Genomic DNA, 18,045 nt, shown 5'->3' on the forward strand with positions numbered 1-18,045 from the left:
GTTGCTGCGGCGGCGGTGTCCATTGCTCGACGGTGCCGGCCGAAGCCGTAATCACTGGCGCGCTATTCTGCGCCACTTGCGGCTCGTTGAGCATCAGCGGCGCCGGACGGCCCTTGGCCGCCCACCACTGCTGCGGATCGATGCCTTCGACCTTGACCCGCGCGGTGCCGGTTTCGGCATAGCCGAGCTTCTTCGCCGCTGCGTAGGATAAGTCGATGATGCGATCGGAGTAGAACGGCCCACGGTCGTTGACGCGCAGGATCACCGTCTTGTTGTTGTCCAGGTTGGTCACCCGGACGTAACTTGGCAGCGGCAAGGTCTTGTGCGCGGCACTCATGCCGTACAGGTCATACACTTCGCCGTTGGCGGTGTTCTGGCCATGGAACTTGGTGCCGTACCAGGACGCTGTGCCCGAAGCCACGTAGGTCTTGGATTCCTGCAACGGAAAATAGGTCTTGCCCAGCACGGTGTACGGATTGGCCTTGTACGGGCCGGTGTGCAGGGTCGGTGTCGCATCCGGGATGCGCGAAACATCGACATCCCACCACGGCGCGCCGTCTTTGTGCGCGCGGTTGATGTCCAGGCCCGGTTGGGCGCGGACAGCGGTGGACGGGGTTTTCTGCGTCGGTGTACGGCTGGTCGTGCAACTGGCGACCAGGACTGCCAACGCAGCGAAAGCCACCAGCTTCAGGGGTTTATTGTTAGGCAATGCCTGCATTACTTGACGCCCCGTGCTTGTACCAGCTGTTCAGACAGTTGATGTACGGCCATGGCGTACATCACGCTGCGGTTATAACGCGTGATCGCGTAGAAATTCTGCAGGCCCATCCAGTATTCAGGGCCGTTGTCGCCTTCGAGGCGAAATGCGGTAACCGGCATATCATCGCGCAGCGCATCATGACTTGACCAGCCCAGCGCCCGCAACTCTGCGACCGTCTTCACCGGTTCGATACCGGTGGTCAGGCCTTCATCGGCCTGCTCGCCGCGCACATCGGCGCGGCTGACCACCGGCTCGCCGGCGACCCAGCCGTGACGCTTGAAGTAGCTGGCGACGCTGCCAATCGCATCGTCCGGGTTGTTCCAGATATTGATGTGGCCATCACCGTCGAAGTCCACCGCGTAGGCGCGAAAGCTGCTCGGCATGAACTGCGGCAGGCCCATGGCCCCGGCATACGAGCCTTTGAGGGTCAGCGGGTCGACCTGCTCTTCACGGGCCAGCAGGAGGAACTCACGCAGTTCCTTGCGGAAAAATTCGGCACGGGGAGGATAGTCGAAGCCGAGGGTCGACAATGCATCGATCACGCGGAAATTACCGGTATTACGTCCGAAAAAGGTCTCGACGCCGATGATCGACACGATCACTTGTGCCGGCACGCCGTATTCCTGCTCGGCACGAGCCAGGGTCGCCTCGTGCTGACGCCAGAAGTCGACACCCCGGGCGATGCGCGCGTCAGTGATGAACATCGGGCGATATTCATTCCACTGCTTGACCCGTTCGGCGGGTCTGGAGATGGCGTCGAGAATCGACTGCTTGCGTTGCGCCTCGCGGAACACACCCATCAGTTGTTCACCGGCGAAACCGTAGTCGCGGGTCATTTCGCCGACGAATTCGGCCACCTGCGGCGAGCCTTCATATTCGCCGGCCAGCGCTTCCTGCACGCTCCCCAGCAGGCCCATCAGGCCAACCAGCGGCGCGCATCGAGTCGCCCAGCCACGCATTACTTGCATTGCACTCTTCACCTTATTCAAACCTGTGCGATCCACTTGCGATGGGTATGGATCGACATCAAAACCCCAAACGCTGACAGCAGCGTCACCAGCGAAGTTCCTCCGTAGCTAATGAACGGCAACGGCACCCCCACGACCGGCAACAGGCCACTGACCATACCGATGTTGACGAAAACGTAAACAAAAAAAGTCATGGTCAACGCGCCGGCGAGCAATTTGCCGAACAGCGTTTGCGCCTGGGCGGTGATCACCAGCCCGCGACCGATCAACAACAGATAGATCAGCAGCAGCGCGCAAATCCCCACCAGACCGAACTCTTCGCCAAGCACGGCGATGATGAAGTCGGTGTGGCTTTCCGGGAGAAAGTCCAGGTGTGACTGGGTGCCGAGCAGCCAGCCTTTGCCGAATACGCCACCGGAACCGATCGCGGCTTTGGACTGGATGATGTTCCAGCCGGTACCGAGCGGATCGCTTTCCGGGTCGAGGAAAGTCAGGACCCGCTGCTTCTGATAGTCGTGCATGACGAAGAACCACATCGCCACCGACACCGGCACCGCCGCCGCCAGCACGCTGAGAATCCAGCGCCAGCGCAGGCCGCCCATGAACAGGACGAAGGCGCCACCGGCGAGAATCAGCAGCGAGGTACCGAGATCGGGCTGGCGCACGATCAGAATGAACGGCACGCCAATCAGCATCAGGCTGATGCCGACGTGCTTGAGCTGCGGCGGCAGCGTGCGTTTGGACAGGTACCAGGCGATGGTTGCCGGCATCAGGATCTTCATGAATTCCGAGGGCTGGAAGCGGATCACCCCGGGGATGTTGATCCAGCGCGTGGCGCCCATGGCGTTGTGGCCCATGATGTCGACGACGATCAGCAATATCACACCAATCACGTAACCGAGCGGCACCCAGCGGGCCATGAAACGCGGCTCGAACTGGGCGATGACAATCATCGCCACCAGGCCGATGCCGAAGGATGTGGCCTGCTTGCCGAGCAGATCCCAGCTCTTGCCGCTGGCCGAATACAGCACGAACAGGCTGCCGGCGGCGAGGATCAGCAACAGGATCAACAGCGGACCATCGATATGCAGTCTTTGCAGCAACGTCGCGCGGCGACGCATCACATCCTCGCTGGAGAGCATGCGATCGAAATTATTCATCACGGGCCGGGGCCTCCGCAGTGATAGGGCTGGCGTACTCAGCTTTCAGGTGGCCATCCTGGTCGAGCAGCCAGGCGTCCATGACCTGGCGCACCACTGGCGCGGCAACGCCGGAACCGGACTCACCGTTCTCGACCATCACCGACACGACGATTTTCGGATCATCGGCCGGGGCGAAGCCGACGAACAGGGCGTGGTCGCGGTGGCGTTCCTGGACCTTGGAGCGGTCGTATTTCTCGCCCTGCTTGATCGCCACCACCTGCGCGGTACCGGACTTGCCGGCGATGCGGTATTGCGCGCCGATCGCCGCTTTGCGCGCGGTACCCCGGGCACCGTGCATCACTTGCTGCATGCCGTGGTTGACCTTGTTCCAGTCGGACGGGTCGCGCAGGATGATGTTCGGCATCGGGTTTTCATCCACCGGCTTCACCCCGTCGAGGGACTTGGCCAGGTGCGGACGATTCCAGATGCCTTTGTTGGCCACCAGCGCCGTGGCCTGGGCCAGTTGCAGCGGCGTCGACTGCATATAGCCCTGGCCGATCCCGAGAATCAGGGTTTCGCCGGGGAACCACGCCTGTTTGCGCGTTGCGCGTTTCCATTCGCGCGACGGCATCAGGCCCGGGGACTCTTCGAACATGTCCAGCGAGACCTTCTGGCCGATGCCGAACTTGTTCATATAGGTCGACAGCCGATCGATGCCGAGCTTGTGCGCCAGGTCATAGAAGTAGGTGTCGTTGGACCGCATGATCGCCGTGTCGAGGTCGACGAAGCCGTCACCGGTACGGTTCCAGTTGCGATACTTGTGGTCGTAGTTGGGCAGCATGTAATAGCCCGGGTCGAACACCCGGCTCGAAGCCGTGACCACGCCAGCGTCAAGACCGGCAATCGCTACCGCCGGTTTGATCGTCGAGCCCGGCGGGTACAGACCACGCAGCACGCGGTTGAACAGCGGCCGGTCGATGGAATCACGCAACTCGGCGTAGGCCTTGAAGCTGATGCCGGTGACGAACAGGTTCGGGTCGAAACTCGGCTGACTGACCATCGCCAACACTTCGCCGGTTTTTGGATCGAGCGCCACCACCGCGCCACGTCGCCCGCCCAGCGCGGCCTCGGCGGCTTCCTGCAACTTGATGTCGAGGCTCAGGACGATGTCCTTGCCGGGAATCGGATCGGTGCGTTTGAGCACGCGCAACACGCGGCCACGGGCGTTGGTCTCGACTTCCTCGTAACCGACCTGACCGTGCAATTCCGGCTCGTAGAACCGCTCGATGCCGGTCTTGCCGATGTGGTGGGTGCCGCTGTAGTTGACCGGATCCAGCGACTTCAGCTCTTTCTCGTTGATCCGCCCCATGTAGCCCACCGAGTGCGCAAAATGCGCGCCCTGCGGGTAATGCCGGACCAGTTGCGCGACCACTTCCACCCCGGGCAGGCGGAACTGGTTCACCGCAATGCGGGCGATCTGCTCTTCGGTCAGCTCGAACAGTATTGGCACCGGCTCGAACGGCCGGCGCCCCTGACGCATGCGTTTCTCGAAGATCACCCGGTCCTCGGGCGTCAGCTCCAGGACCTCGACGATGACATCGAGCACCTGCTGCCAGTCGCCGGAGCGCTCGCGGGTCATGCTCAGGCTGAAGCTCGGCCGGTTGTCGGCCACGACTACGCCGTTGCGGTCGAAAATCAGCCCGCGCGTCGGCGGAATCGGCTGCACGTGGACGCGGTTGTTTTCCGAGAGGGTCGAGTGGTACTCGTACTGGATCACCTGCAGGTAATACAGACGCGCGATCAACACACAGATCAGCGCCACGATCACGATCGCACCGAACACGACACGGCTGCGCACCAGACGGGCGTCCTTTTCGTGGTCCTTGATGCGGATCGGCTGAGACATGAGGGCAGGCTTACTTGTGGTAAGGGTGGCCGGACAACACGGTCCAGGCACGGTACAACTGTTCGCCGATCAGGATCCGCACCAGTGGGTGCGGCAAGGTCAGCGGCGACAATGACCAGCGCTGGTCAGCGCGGGCACAGACTTCCGGTGCCAGCCCTTCCGGGCCGCCGACCATGAAGTTGACCGTGCGCGAATCCAGGCGCCAGCGATCGAGTTCGACCGCCAGTTGCTCGGTGCTCCACGGCTTGCCGTGAACCTCCAGCGTGACGATCCGCTCGTTGTGCCCGACCTTGGCCAGCATGGCTTCGCCTTCCTGGCGGATGAAACGGGCCACGTCGGCATTCTTGCCACGGGTGTTGAGCGGAATTTCCACCAGTTCCAGCGCCAGCTCGGACGGAAGACGCTTGGCATATTCATGCCAGCCTTCTTCCACCCACTTGGGCATGCGTGAACCGACGGCGATCAGGCGCAGTCGCACAGCGATCCCTTAGAACTGGTCTTTGTTGAGCTTGGTGAAATGCTCGTGGGTGTTCTCCGGGCTGTGGTGCTTGGCATCGGCCGCACGGCTTTGCTCGGCACCGGCCCACAGGCGCTCCAGGTCGTAGAACTGACGCGCCGAGGCAGTCATCATGTGCACGATCACCAGATCGAGGTCGAGCAGAACCCAGTCGCTGTCGCCCTTGCCTTCTTCGCCCAGCGGCTTGGCGCCCTGCTTTTTCACTTCCTCACGGACCTTGTCGAGCATCGCGTTGATCTGGCGATTGGAGGTACCGGTGGCGATGATCATGTAGTCAGTGATGCTCTGCTTGTCGCGCACATCGATGATCTGGATGTCCTGGGCCTTGACGTCTTCCAGCGCAGCGACGGCAATCTTGACCAGTTCGTCGCCCTTGAGCGGCTCGTTGGTGTTGACGGCTTCCGGCAGTGGTGCGCTCTTGAACGTGCCTTTGCGCTTTACTTTCGGTAGATCTTTATCAGTCATATGTAACTCGTTTTGCTCATGTATTCGGCGGCTTGGGGATACGGTGATCCGTATCGGTGAAGCGCGCCTTGTTCAGTTCGACGCACGGTACAGACCGTGCGCATCGATGTAGGCCAGGACCGCGTCGGGCACCAGGAAACGTACCGACTTACCGCTGGCCAGCAGTTGACGGATCTGGGTGGCGGAAACCGCGAGCGGTGTCTGCCAGACGAATGCAATCTGTCCGCTCGGCCCTTTCAGGGCCAGCGGGTCGCTCACCGAACGCGCTGCCAGCAGGTTGCGCAAGGCATCCGGCGGTTCGCTGTCGGCGTCCGGGCGCTGTAGCACCAGGATGTGGCAATGCTGGAGCAACTCTTCCCAGCGGTGCCAAGTGGGCAGGCCGCAAAATGCGTCCCAGCCCAAAAGCAGAAAAACCTGGGTCTCGGCGGGCATCTCTGCGCGCAGCGACTCCAGGGTATCGATGGTCCAGGACGGTTTGTCCCGCTGCAATTCGCGGGCGTCCACCACCAGCGGCGGCAATCCGGCCACCGCGCACTCGACCATCGCCAGCCGATCCTGCGCCGACACCTGCGGCGTCCCGCGATGTGGCGGGCGCGCGTTCGGCATCAGGCGCAACTCGTCCAGCGCCAGCGCTTCGACAACTTCCAGTGCGCCACGCAAATGGCCGATGTGCACCGGGTCGAACGTACCGCCCAGCACGCCAATGCGTTGCGGGCGCGACTCGCTGCCGGTGTGCGGCGCTGTCAGGTTGAGGTCGGTCAAGTCAGACCGTCGCCTGGCCGCGCAACTGGCCATCGCCGACCACGATGTACTTCTCGCAGGTCAGCCCCTCGAGCCCGACCGGGCCGCGGGCGTGCAGCTTATCAGTAGAAATGCCGATCTCGGCACCCAATCCGTATTCAAATCCATCGGCAAAGCAGGTCGGCGTGTTGATCATCACCGAGGCCGAGTCGACTTCCGCCACGAACCGGCGGGTGTCGGCGAGGTTTTCGCTGACAATCGAGTCGGTGTGATGGGAGCCGTAATGGTTGATGTGTTCGATCGCCTGCTCCAGACCGTCGACCACGCGGATCGACAGAATCGGCGCGAGGTACTCGGTGTGCCAGTCATCTTCGCTGGCCGCGACCGCTTCGATGATCGCCCGGGTGCGCTCGCAACCGCGCAGCTCGACGCCTTTGTCGCGGAACTGCGCGGCCATCGACGGCAGGAAATCCCTGGCAACAGCCTGATCGACCAGCAGGGTTTCCATCGCGCCGCAGATGCCATAACGGTAGGTCTTGGCGTTGAAAGCGATGCGCTGGGCTTTGGCCAGATCGGCGTGTTCGCTGACGTAAACGTGGCAGATGCCGTCCAGGTGCTTGATCACCGGCACGCGGGCATCGCGGCTGATGCGTTCGATCAGGCCACGACCGCCACGGGGCACGATGACGTCGACGTATTCCGGCATGCTGATCAGCGCGCCGACGGCGGCACGGTCAGTGGTTTCGACCACTTGCACCACAGCGGCGGGCAGTTCGGCTTCGGCCAGACCGCGCTGAATGCACGCGGCAATCGCGCGATTGGAATGAATCGCCTCGGAGCCACCGCGCAGGATGGTCGCGTTGCCGGACTTCAGGCACAGGCTGGCGGCATCGATGGTCACGTTCGGACGGGATTCGTAGATGATCCCGATCACGCCCAGCGGCACGCGCATCTTGCCGACCTGAATGCCCGACGGACGGAAGCTCATGTCGCGGATCGCGCCGACCGGATCCGCCAGTGCAGCGACCTGACGCAAGCCGACGATCATGCCGTCGATGCGTGCCGGGGTCAGTTCCAGACGCTCCAGCAGCGCCGGCTCCAGACCGCTGGCGCGACCGGCAGCCAGATCCAGCTCATTGGCTGCGGCCAGCTCGGCGCGCGCAGCGTCCAGAGCATTGGCGGCAGCCTGCAAGGCGCGGTTTTTCTGCGCGGTGCTGGCGCGACCGATGACCTTGGAGGCAGCGCGGGCGGCGCGACCCAATCGGGTCATGTAGTCAAGAACGGACTCAGTCATGGTCTGCTGGGGTCTTGGCAAAGAGGAAAGCGGCAGATTATAGCTGTCGCGTCCCGGGACTAACAGCGGTGACGGGCGGATGGTCGAAATGAGCTGCGTTTGCCCGTCGTTCAGACGTAATTAAGCTCAGCGTTGTTATCATCACGACCTCTTGAGCCTGGATCAACCTTGCCCATCATGACCAACGTGCCCCTTTGCCCCGAGTCCGCGCGCCTGCCCGTGGGCCTGCCGGACAGTTTTTTCGACCGCGACGCCCAGGTGCTGGCGCAGGCGCTGCTCGGCAAAGTCATCCGCCATCGCGTCGGTGATCTGTGGCTGAGTGCGCGAATCATCGAGACCGAAGCCTATTACTTCGCGGAAAAAGGCAGTCATGCCTCGCTCGGCTATACAGAAAAACGTAAGGCTTTGTTTCTGGATGGCGGCCACATCTATATGTACTACGCCCGCGGCGGTGATTCGCTGAACTTCAGTGCGCAAGGTCCGGGCAATGCCGTGCTGATCAAATCCGCCTATCCGTGGGTCGACGAAGTCAGCGGTCCGGCGAGCCTGGCGCAGATGCTGCTGAACAATCCCGATGCCCAGGGCCGACCGCGGCCGACGCAGAAGTTGTGCGCCGGGCAGACGCTGCTGTGCAAGGCACTCGGTTTGAAAGTACCGATGTGGGACGCCAAGCGTTTCGATCATGAATTGTTGCTGGTCGAAGATACGGGGCCGGCACCCTCGCAGATTATTCAAACCACCCGGCTGGGCATTCCGCTGGGCCGTGATGAACACCTGATGTATCGCTTCGTTGACGCTGCGTATGCGCAATGGTGCACGCGGAACCCGCTGCGACGGGGTCAGGTCGAAGGCCGGGATTATTTCCTTCTGTAAACGCTTACCCCTGTAGGAGCTGCCGCAGGCTGCGATCTTTTGATTCTGCTTTAAAGAAACAAGATCAAAAGATCGCAGCCTGCGGCAGCTCCTACCGGAATCATCAATAGTCTGGAGTTTTTCTGTATGGGCCCATGGCTCGATAGCATCACCGGATGGCTCGGCGCCAATCCGCAGTGGCTGGCCGCAGCGGTGTTCATCGTGGCGTGCGTGGAATGTCTGGCGATCGCCGGGCTGATCGTGCCGGGCACGGTGTTGCTGTTTGCCGTGGCGGTGCTGGCCGGCAGCGGCGCGCTGTCATTGAGCGAAACGCTGCTGCTGGGCTTTCTTGGCGGCATTCTTGGCGACCTGATTTCCTACTTCCTCGGCCGCCATTTCCACCAGAACATCCGCCGCCTCCCCGGGCTACGCCATCACCCGGAATGGATGGCCGGCGCCGAGTCTTACTTCCAGCGCTATGGCATCGCCAGCCTGCTGGTCGGGCGTTTCATCGGCCCGCTGCGGCCGATGCTGCCGATGGTCGCCGGGATGTGCGACATGCCCTTCCCGCGTTTCTTCGCCGTCAGCCTGCTGGCCGCTGCGGGCTGGAGCCTGGCTTATCTATTGCCGGGCTGGGCCACGGGCGCAGCGTTCCGCCTGCCATTGCCTGAAGGTTTCTGGCTCGAAGCCGGGATTGTCGCGGCCAGCATTGCGGTGATGGTCGGCCTGAGCGTCAACAGCAGCGTGCGCCGCCATCGTCGCGCGACAATCTGGATCGGCGGCATGAGCCTGTTGATCCTGATCGGGCTGTTCATCGGCTATCCATACCTCACCGCGCTCGACAACGGTGTGATGACTCTGGTGCAGGAACATCGCCAGCCAGCGCTGGACGAAATCGCCGTGACGCTGACCCTGATCGGCGAATTCCGCAACATGCTGCTGTTCAGCGCCCTGCTCGTCATATTGCTGTTGCTGTGCAAGCAATGGCGCCAGGCAGTGTTCGCGGGCGCCACCATGCTGATCACCGCCATGGCCAACACCGGCACCAAGTATTTTTTCGCCCGGGTACGCCCGGAAGTGCTCAGCGATCCATTGACCACCTACAGCATGCCCAGCGGCCATGCTTCTGGCGCATTCGCCCTGTTCCTGACGCTGGGTGTCCTGGCCGGACGCGGGCAGCCGCCACGCATGCGCCTGACGTGGCTGCTGATTGCCTGCATCCCGGCATTCTCCATTGCTTTGTCGCGGGTCTATCTCGGCGCGCACTGGCCAACCGACATATTGGCCGGTGCAATGCTGGCCAGCTGCGTCTGCGCCGCGATGCTGTGGTCAAACCAGCGGCAGGCGCCGCTCAACGCCATGCCTTTCAAGATCTGGTGGCTGATCCTGCCGTCCATGGTCGCGCTGTTCGGATTCTTCGTTATGCGCCACTTGCCACATACATTGTTGCGTTACGCCTACTAAAACAGGCAATTTACAAGCGACATTTCTTATACGCCGCTCTTTCGGAACATTCCGACAAGAGCGGCGCTTGCAACCTACGCAAACTTCCTCCCTCCCGGTTAACTTTCCTGGTTATAAAACCGACATTTCCGCATTCTCGATCGACGCAAAACTAGCGTTACATATTCAAGTTGAAACATGCCTGCTCAGTGTTTCGCGCTTTTGAAAAACCGTTAGATTGATGGGCCCGACTCGGACATTTGCTGGCTATCCATATTTATTCAAACCATGCATTGAAGTTCTGCCGAGTCATACAACAATCCATTTCTTATCGAGTCTTTCATGAGTCCAAAAATACCCCGCAAGACGTCAGTCACAACCACGCATCAAACTGATGCAAACGTGCCAACGCCACATCGGCCCATGTTTGATGTCAGCAGCATTGAAATATCGCCAAGAGCCGGCATCCCCGATCTTGCGCTGCACAGTACCAACTTCGACAGCGCCCTTGCCGATGCGAATCCGCGGTTGCCAGCGGTTGAAATCTTTCAGTTACCGGCACACAGCGCCTATCGCTCGGAACATTCCACTTCAATAAACGATTACTGGTTATCAGAGACCTTTGTGCGTGGAATGCAGCCTGCCGACAATGATGGATTTCGCTGGATCGTTGGCAGAAAGTTCGCAGACGTCGAATATCAGGGAGCTCTGCAAACCACGCATGTGGGTGAGGATGAAACCGGCGCGTTGCGCAGCAAGTTACTCACCGAGCGCGTTCCCTCCGGACCGCGCCTGTACAAAAACGCAGACAGCCCCACCTGGCGCCTGACCGAACAACCCGCGCCAAAGCGACCGCGCCTCGCCCCCGTGACAACACCCATCAATCAAAGTCGTTACAGCCCATCCTGGCGTTCGCCGGATGCTCAGGGCTATTACGAAATGAATCCGCTATTTGGCTCACGCAAAGACAACATACTGTTCGCCTTCCGGGATTCATATGGCAATTACATAGCGGTTGATCCTCCGGCGGGTGGATTCGCAGCGTCGCCGCTCCACCTCAAACAGTGGACCGATCATGAGATATGGCAGCTATATGGGCTACAGGGCGAGGACATCGCGCGCTTTCGTGTCCAAGCCCAGGCCACCGGCACGCCGCCACAGTGGGCACACCCCACAACCACGGAAAATCCGCGAACCGATCTGCTGCGCGACTCGTTGCGCTGGCTGCACCCGCAGATGGGCTTTGCCGAGCGCGAAGCCTTTCTGCAATCGTTCAATCTGCTGCCCAGGCAACTGTCGCGTTTGCAGCAGGAAATGGCCAGCCATCTGACGCTCCCGGCGTGGGCAGTGGCGCACAAGCGCTTGCTGGAGGACGTCAGCAACCCGCAACGCTTCGACCAGTTTGCCGCCGATGCGCTCGAGCAGCTCAACCTCAAGCGCAATGCCCGCCACGACTGGTATGACGCAGAAAACAGCCTGACCCCCGAGGTGCGCGAAGCGCTGTTGAAACAGCTCGGTTATCTGCGCAACAAGAACAACTGCCTGTACCGCACGGACATTCCGGCGCTGTTTCGCGGTGACGAGCGCACGCCGTTCGAGCTGGCGAACGACGGCACCATGCTGCCGCGCTATCACCACGAACCCGGCGCGACCACACACAAGCCGATCAGCGCGACGTTCAGTCTCCAGGCAGGACAGGGATATGCCCGCGCCCCCGATCCCGAATACCTGCGTTTCAACAGCCAGACCCATAAATACCCGGGACGCGACACGGGCGACAGCGGTTCGGAAAGCGGCGCAAGCGACGCCAGTGATACACCGAGTGACTCCTCGTCAGACTGGTCCGATCCTGACAGCCCTGTGGCATGGGATCACGAGCGCGGCTACCGGTCCACGCGCACGCGGCAGACGGAAATGTTTCTCTACGCGCTCGACACGCGCGATCTGGAGGTCGTCCCCCACGAAGAAAACATGATGTTCAATTCCGCTGCGCGTGACACCCCGCCGACCTGGTTCCCCTCCGACGATTTCGAAGGGCTGATCTCGGTCACGCGCAGCGGAGTTTCAGCCGAGCGTGTCTGGTTACTGAACACAGACCTGACCAAGGGCGCCAGGGTCGAAGACATCAAAGAGCAGGCTGGGGCAAACGCTGATCGCATCGAAGCGGCCACCCATGCCGGGCACTCCAACCGGTTCGAATACGACCAGTTGATCGACCAGGTGGAGGCGGCGGGCCTGCCGATACTCAGGCTCTCAGGCAACAAGGACGAGTTTGCCCATGACATCGCCTGGCCCGAACTTCAGATGCTCAAGTAAAGCCGCCAGGGAAACCGGCTCCTCATGCACACCATTAAAGGATTAATACGTGTCGAAACTCATCGTTCCCGCGGCTCATGTCGCCCACGTGCGCGCGCTTCAAGTTACCCCCATAGACGCCTCGGCCAATGCCCATACGCCGTCCACACCCATGCCCGATCGAGCGGACGTGCCAGGCGAGGTGCCTGACAGCCCCCCATCCCTTCGCCAGACTCTGAAGGCAATCGACAAACACCTGGGCCCACTGCGTATCGGCGAGGTTGTGATCAGTCGGGTCGAGTTGCAAGCGCTGGGGGCGACCGTCGACGGTCAACCTGTCAGTCCGGCGAATGCCAACATGAAGCGCGTGGATCAGGCTTTTCTGGACGGACTCCATTTCGAGTCCGCAAAGGTGCAGTCCCGCTTGCAAGCCGTGGACTTTCCCGACAATGACATGGCGGCACTGCTGTTCTATGAGATTGCCTGCAAGCGCTCGGTCGATGCCGGCCCATTGTTCGTCAGTGATACGCCGCTGGTTTCGGGCAGCGCCATGGATCGTCTCAACAAATTGGGCAAGGCTGCGCAACAGCTGGAAATCCACCGGGCGGACACGTTTGAACACGCGCCGGGCTGGATCAACAAGACCAAAAGCTATTTGATGAGCGGCGCAGGAGTCGGCATGCAAGCCTTCGGCATCTACAGCGGCTACATGGCCCTGACCGATGCGATCAAAAAAGGCGAGGCGCTGGAAATGCTCTACTACGGCGGATCCATCGCCGCAGAACTCGGCTCGCTGATCATCGAGCGGGGTCTGGCCAGAACTGGCCAGGCGATGCTGACTCAGGGCAGCAATGTACTGAAGGGTTTTGCGCTGACCTCGATCGGCAAATACATGAGCCGTGGCGCGGGACTGTTCGCCAGCGCTATCACCTTGCCGTTCGACATCGTCGACGCGATCAAATCGTTCAACGCCGCCGCCGCGTCATCGGGCAAAGAAGCTCAGGACCATTATTTCAGCGCTGCCCTGAGTGTAGCGGGCGCTGGCATCAGCCTGGTGCTGGGCGTCGCCGCGCTGGCCGGTTTCGGCAGTGTTGCCGGCCCGCTCGGCCTCGCGGCTGCCGCACTGCTCATCTCCGGTTCATTGATCTATCAAGCCGCCAGGGTCGTCGACCAGATCGATGATTACATCGAACTGACAACACTCGAGCGTCTGCGCTCGGGATGGTTCGCTTTTACCGGCAAGGAACTGGACGCCGAAGTGATGGATCGCTTCAAGCTGTCCAGGCTTTCCAGTGACTACGAAAAACAGCTCGAACTGTCGGCCAAAGACATGCTTGCCGGCGCTTACAGCGACTCCATCGCCCAAGTGGTCAATGGCGCGTTTCGCGCCGAATTGCGCCCTGTCGAACTATGGCGTTACCAGTGGGACGAAAGCGTCGGGCAGCTGCCGTTCAGACTCGACAGCCAGGCGGTGATCGTTGGCGGCGACGATATCATCGATGCAAGCCATGGATTACCCGACAACCTCAAGGGCGTTGTCAACGGCAGTGCAGGCGAAGGCAAAGGCGTGTTCTGGCGCCTGGGCGACGGCAATGACCGTGTCACTGGCGTCAAGGCGCAGCCCAACCTGTTTACCTACCGCCAGGGACACAAGGCGCTCAGCGGTGGCGACAAAAACGATGCGTTCTATCAGCAGGTCGCTGACGAGGAACTGGACCGGCTGACCAAACCGCCGCACATCAATGTGCTGGATGGCGGCGACGGTAGCGATACGTTTGCGTTTGAAGGCCAGCGGCCGGCCACTGATACACGATACATCGGCCATCGGATTGACCTGCCGAGCGGCAAGGTCACGCTGCGAGGTCTGGACCCGGAAGGCCCAGGCATTGAAGTCGCGCACCTGACATCGTTCGAGAACGTTTCGACGCTGCGCAAAGGCAGCAGCCACGTCATCGGCAGTTCCGAGGCCAACCAGATCTCAGCCCATGGCCATGATCGCGTCAGCGCCGGTGCCGGCAACGACACGATTGCCATCTACGGCCTCGAATGTCACGTGGACGGCGGTAGCGGCGTCGATCGCTATTACATCGCTCACACCAACGCACGCACGACAATTACCGAGGACAGCGCGCATTCGAGCGTGATCGAATTGGGCTGGCCGCACGCGGTGATTCAGCGCTGGCAGATCATCGGCACCTCGCTGGTGATCAATTCCTTGCGCGGAAAGGACGGCGACGACCCAGACCACGTGCTGACCCTGGAAAACGTCTATCGAATGGTCGACGGCCAGCGTCGGTTGCATAACGATCGATGGCTGTTCCGCACCCAGGATGGCTACGAACTGCTGGCTCAGCTCCCTCAGGAACCAGGTCCAGCGCTGAGTCAGGACATCGATGTCGCCGTGACCGTCATTGGTCAGCCCGCCCCTGCCCCGGCGATCGTCAATGGCGGTACGGTGACGATCGACAATCAGAGCCTGGGCCGACATTTTGTCACCCGTACGCAGCGCGAGGTCGAATTCGTCATCGCACGCAGCGCCACCAGGCCGCGCAGCGTTTTTCTGGACTACGGCGACGACGAAATCATCGACGTCGAGCTCAGCTATGCCGTCCAGGTGCGCAAAGGCGTTTCGGGCAATACTCACCTGACCTACAAAGACTTCTGCCTGTCGCTGCGGTTGCCGGCAAAAGTGCTGGCATTCAAGGGCGTGATTCAACCGATCGCTGCCGCCACCGGGTACAGCGGGCGCAACAGCCTCAAAGTCACCACGCCGCAACTGGCGCAAGACATCGTTGTGGTCATGCGGGACGGAGTGTCCTATCGCCTGCAACTGCCGCACCTGGACTACGAAGCGGACGCCAAGAACCCCGGCGCACGACTGGTCAGCACTCGAAGCTGGCTGAAACGGCGCAACGGCAACTACCCGTTCACCCGGCCCACCATCAGTGAGAAGCCGCTGCTGACCGATCGACCCAGCAAAATCGTCATCGAATCCCGGGCGCATACCGGCATTTATCTGCTTGAGGGTCATAGCGCGACGTACGACATCTACCTGGCCAGCAACTGCATCGTGCGCCTGGCCACACCTGGGGCTGCGGCAAAAACGGCCAACGCCTCAAGCTGGAGTCTGTACACCAGGACAATGGACGAAACCGTCACTCGCGACGAAATCCAATTGCAGGACAACCGCTTGCGCATCGCCAGCGTGACTGTCCAATTGCCGGATATCGGCGATGACACACCGGTGGAATCGGTCAGCGTGGCGACCGCCGCCGGCAATCTCTATCAAGTCTCGCTGCTGTTCGAGATGTTGCAGCTGTACGTGATCAATGCCCAAGGCTACGCCGGCGTCGATGCGCTGTTGGCCGATATCGAGCAACACCGGCAGCGCAACGAGTTGGCAGCGCGGGTCTACGTGACTCACATCGGTTACCAGCCCGACACAGTGGGCACGCTGGTTTACAACTCGGTAAACCGCCACTGGAGCCTGCTGACTGATCGGCAGACACGCGTCAAACGCGAAGACCTGTTCATCCCCGTCAACATCAACTGACCGCGCGCTGCCGGTTTCAACAACGTGCCGGGATGGACCCGAGCTCCATCCCGGCACTTGATCACCTCGGCCAATGACTGGCCGGGTTCACTACATGGAATGACCTTTATGCGCCAGAAACCCGGGACACTTCGCCCATTACCGACACCGGAAACGCCGGGCACCTCGACCTCCCGCCCGATCAGCCCTGATCGTCCCATCGATCTTGATGCACGCTTGCCTGGCCGCGTCAGGCCGGACGGCTCGCTCACATCGCCGGACATTCTCGCCCGCAGTCCTCACGGCAGTCACGCCAGCCCGGAACCCGTGATAACGGTGAGCCGGATCCTTGATGCGCAGAGGCCTACTCAGCGGTCTGCCATGTCGCCGCTGGAGCCTTACCTGCAAGACATTGACGGGACTTTACGCCCCGATGCAGACGGTCTGAAAGAATACAAGGGGCGCAAGTTCGCAGACATCGCCAACGACGACGGATCGGCCGCAGGGCAGACGGTGATGGTGGCGTACCACGATTCGATCAAAGCCTGGCGCGCCAGATTGCCCAGTGAACGGACGCCATCGGGACCGCCTCTTTATCGAGTCGCGGACACTGATTTGTGGAGTTTGAACAAGCCCATCGAAGAGTACCCGCCCGACCGCTACACCCTGTATGAGTTGGCCAAGCCGCGTTACGCGCCGGTGCCGAACGAACAAGGCTATTACGCGGTACACGAATGGGAGAAAAATCCCCATAAAGAGGAAGTAAATACACGACTGAATGTCGGCTTCGCCTTCAAGGGCAAATACGGCCGCCTGATCAAGGCAGACCCGAACGAAGCACGCGCGGATGCCGCCTTGCCGTTGAAGCTGGCGAACTGGACCGATGGCGAACTATGGGATGTGTACAGCCTGCGCGGCGCAGAAATTCTTGCCTTTCGTACCGAGGCCGAGGCCATCGGGGGCCCGCCGGGCTGGGCAAGACGCAGAGATATCAAAAGTCACTACAAATTCCTTCTGGATTCCATGAAATGGTCCCACCCGCAAAAGACTCGCAGTGAGTGCGTCGAGCTTTTACGCACCTACAATCTCAGCACCGCGCAACAAAAACGCTTGCGTCCGGACATGGAAAACGGCTTTCCCGCATGGGCCGAACAGCACAAAAGCCTGACCCGAAATGTGCAGGATGCCAAACGCTTCGAACAGATTGGCGAAGAGCTTGGCCCCTTCAGTCTGAGACTGCGGCAAGAAGGTGAGATCATCGAGGGCGAATTGCCGCCTGTCGATCAGCGTTACGAAGCGGATTTTCTGCGAAGCTATCTGGAACATGCCGGCTACATGCGCAACAAGCATGATTATCTTTACCGTACGGATATCCCGGCAATGTTCCGCGCCGATCTACGTACCCCCTTCGAGCTGGCGCGTGACGGGCGGCTGGTGAAGTTGCGGGGCAACCCTTCCGACTCGACAACCCGGCGAGCCTTCAGCACGACGTTCTCCTTGGCCAACGGCATTCAATACCTGGGTTTTGATTACTATTCCAACCCTCGGCACTACAACAGCCAGGCCAATCGCTATCCAGGGCACTTTTCCGACAGTGACTCATCCAGCGGATATCGACACAGTTCGGGTGAAGAGTCTGATACCTCATTTGAAATGGATAACTCGCGCGATTACCCGTTGCTGCGACGCAAACAGACACATGGTTTCCTGTATGTCATCGACACCCGCGGCATCGAAGTGGTCCCACGGGTCGAAAACCTTTACCTGAACAACAGGGATTTTGATGGCGACAGCCACGAAGGACGTATTTCCATGCCCACGCGAGGCATCAGTGCCGAGCGGATATGGCTGGTGCGCTCGGACCTGAGTCGGGCGGCAAGAGTCGAGGATATTTTCCGGAAGGCCGGAGGCGATGCCGCGGATATCGAGGAGGACACTTGGGCTGGGGGCGATCATAGCAATTCATACGATCAGTTGATCGATCGCGTAGCTGCCTCCAAGGGCCCCATAGTGAGGTTGCCCAAGGGCAGGAAAACATGTTCCAACGATATAGTCTGGCCCGTTGCTGAACATTATCGGCCGTGAAATCCAGACGCCATTCGATAACGAATGGCGTCTGTCCTTCAATTG

13 protein-coding genes are annotated in these 18,045 nt (G+C 60.8%); 5 read left to right on the forward strand and 8 right to left on the reverse strand.

Going from position 1 to position 18,045, the window contains the following annotated elements:
• From V8J63_RS14735 to V8J63_RS14770, 8 genes are all read right to left on the reverse strand, one after another.
• The coding region (locus tag V8J63_RS14735; protein WP_336464237.1) for a septal ring lytic transglycosylase RlpA family protein at positions 1-718 on the reverse strand (718 nt) is incomplete at its 3' end.
• Entirely contained in the window at positions 718-1,728 is a 1,011-nt protein-coding gene (gene mltB / locus V8J63_RS14740; protein ID WP_130902257.1) for a lytic murein transglycosylase B, read from the reverse strand. The genes V8J63_RS14735 and mltB, both read right to left, overlap by 1 nt.
• Positions 1,729-1,745: 17 nt before the next feature.
• The gene (gene rodA / locus V8J63_RS14745; protein ID WP_050977864.1) at positions 1,746-2,849 is read right to left on the reverse strand and encodes a rod shape-determining protein RodA; all 1,104 of its coding nucleotides are present in this window, start codon (positions 2,847-2,849) and stop codon (positions 1,746-1,748) included.
• Positions 2,850-2,880: 31 nt separating this feature from the next.
• Entirely contained in the window at positions 2,881-4,776 is a 1,896-nt protein-coding gene (gene mrdA / locus V8J63_RS14750) for a penicillin-binding protein 2 (protein WP_041477721.1), read from the reverse strand.
• Between the two features lie 10 nt (positions 4,777-4,786).
• The gene (gene rlmH / locus V8J63_RS14755) at positions 4,787-5,254 is read right to left on the reverse strand and encodes a 23S rRNA (pseudouridine(1915)-N(3))-methyltransferase RlmH (protein WP_011063671.1); all 468 of its coding nucleotides are present in this window, start codon (positions 5,252-5,254) and stop codon (positions 4,787-4,789) included.
• Between the two features lie 9 nt (positions 5,255-5,263).
• Positions 5,264-5,758 carry a ribosome silencing factor gene (gene rsfS, locus V8J63_RS14760; protein WP_016773024.1) on the reverse strand — a complete coding sequence of 165 codons (495 nt, stop codon included), beginning with the start codon at positions 5,756-5,758 and terminating at the stop codon, positions 5,264-5,266.
• A gap of 72 nt (positions 5,759-5,830) precedes the next feature.
• Positions 5,831-6,553, reverse strand: a complete 723-nt coding sequence (gene nadD, locus V8J63_RS14765; RefSeq protein WP_442963527.1) for a nicotinate-nucleotide adenylyltransferase — start codon at positions 6,551-6,553, stop codon at positions 5,831-5,833.
• Complete coding sequence (locus V8J63_RS14770; RefSeq protein ID WP_076564276.1) at positions 6,522-7,793, reverse strand: glutamate-5-semialdehyde dehydrogenase; 1,272 nt, start codon at positions 7,791-7,793, stop codon at positions 6,522-6,524. Before V8J63_RS14770 ends, nadD begins: the two co-directional genes overlap by 32 nt.
• A gap of 177 nt (positions 7,794-7,970) precedes the next feature.
• On the opposite strand from V8J63_RS14770, the gene V8J63_RS14775 reads away from it, so the two are divergent.
• The 5 genes from V8J63_RS14775 (at position 7,971) to V8J63_RS14795 (ending at position 18,000) form a co-directional block, all read left to right on the forward strand.
• Complete coding sequence (locus tag V8J63_RS14775; protein WP_024014453.1) at positions 7,971-8,666, forward strand: DNA-3-methyladenine glycosylase; 696 nt, start codon at positions 7,971-7,973, stop codon at positions 8,664-8,666.
• A gap of 126 nt (positions 8,667-8,792) precedes the next feature.
• Positions 8,793-10,109, forward strand: coding sequence for a bifunctional DedA family/phosphatase PAP2 family protein (locus V8J63_RS14780; RefSeq protein ID WP_016773020.1), 1,317 nt, complete (start codon positions 8,793-8,795; stop codon positions 10,107-10,109).
• A 402-nt stretch (positions 10,110-10,511) separates the two neighbouring features.
• Positions 10,512-12,404, forward strand: coding sequence for a hypothetical protein (locus V8J63_RS14785; RefSeq protein ID WP_336464239.1), 1,893 nt, complete (start codon positions 10,512-10,514; stop codon positions 12,402-12,404).
• A gap of 49 nt (positions 12,405-12,453) precedes the next feature.
• On the forward strand, positions 12,454-15,936 hold the full coding sequence (locus tag V8J63_RS14790) for a calcium-binding protein (RefSeq protein WP_336464240.1): 3,483 nt from the start codon (positions 12,454-12,456) through the stop codon (positions 15,934-15,936).
• A 108-nt stretch (positions 15,937-16,044) separates the two neighbouring features.
• A complete protein-coding gene (locus V8J63_RS14795; RefSeq protein ID WP_336464241.1) occupies positions 16,045-18,000 on the forward strand; it encodes a hypothetical protein in 1,956 nt (651 codons plus the stop codon).
• The last annotated feature ends 45 nt before the right edge of the window (positions 18,001-18,045 follow it).

Source organism: Pseudomonas sp. CCNWLW23, from assembly GCF_037095675.1.
Classification (GTDB): domain Bacteria; phylum Pseudomonadota; class Gammaproteobacteria; order Pseudomonadales; family Pseudomonadaceae; genus Aquipseudomonas; species Aquipseudomonas atacamensis.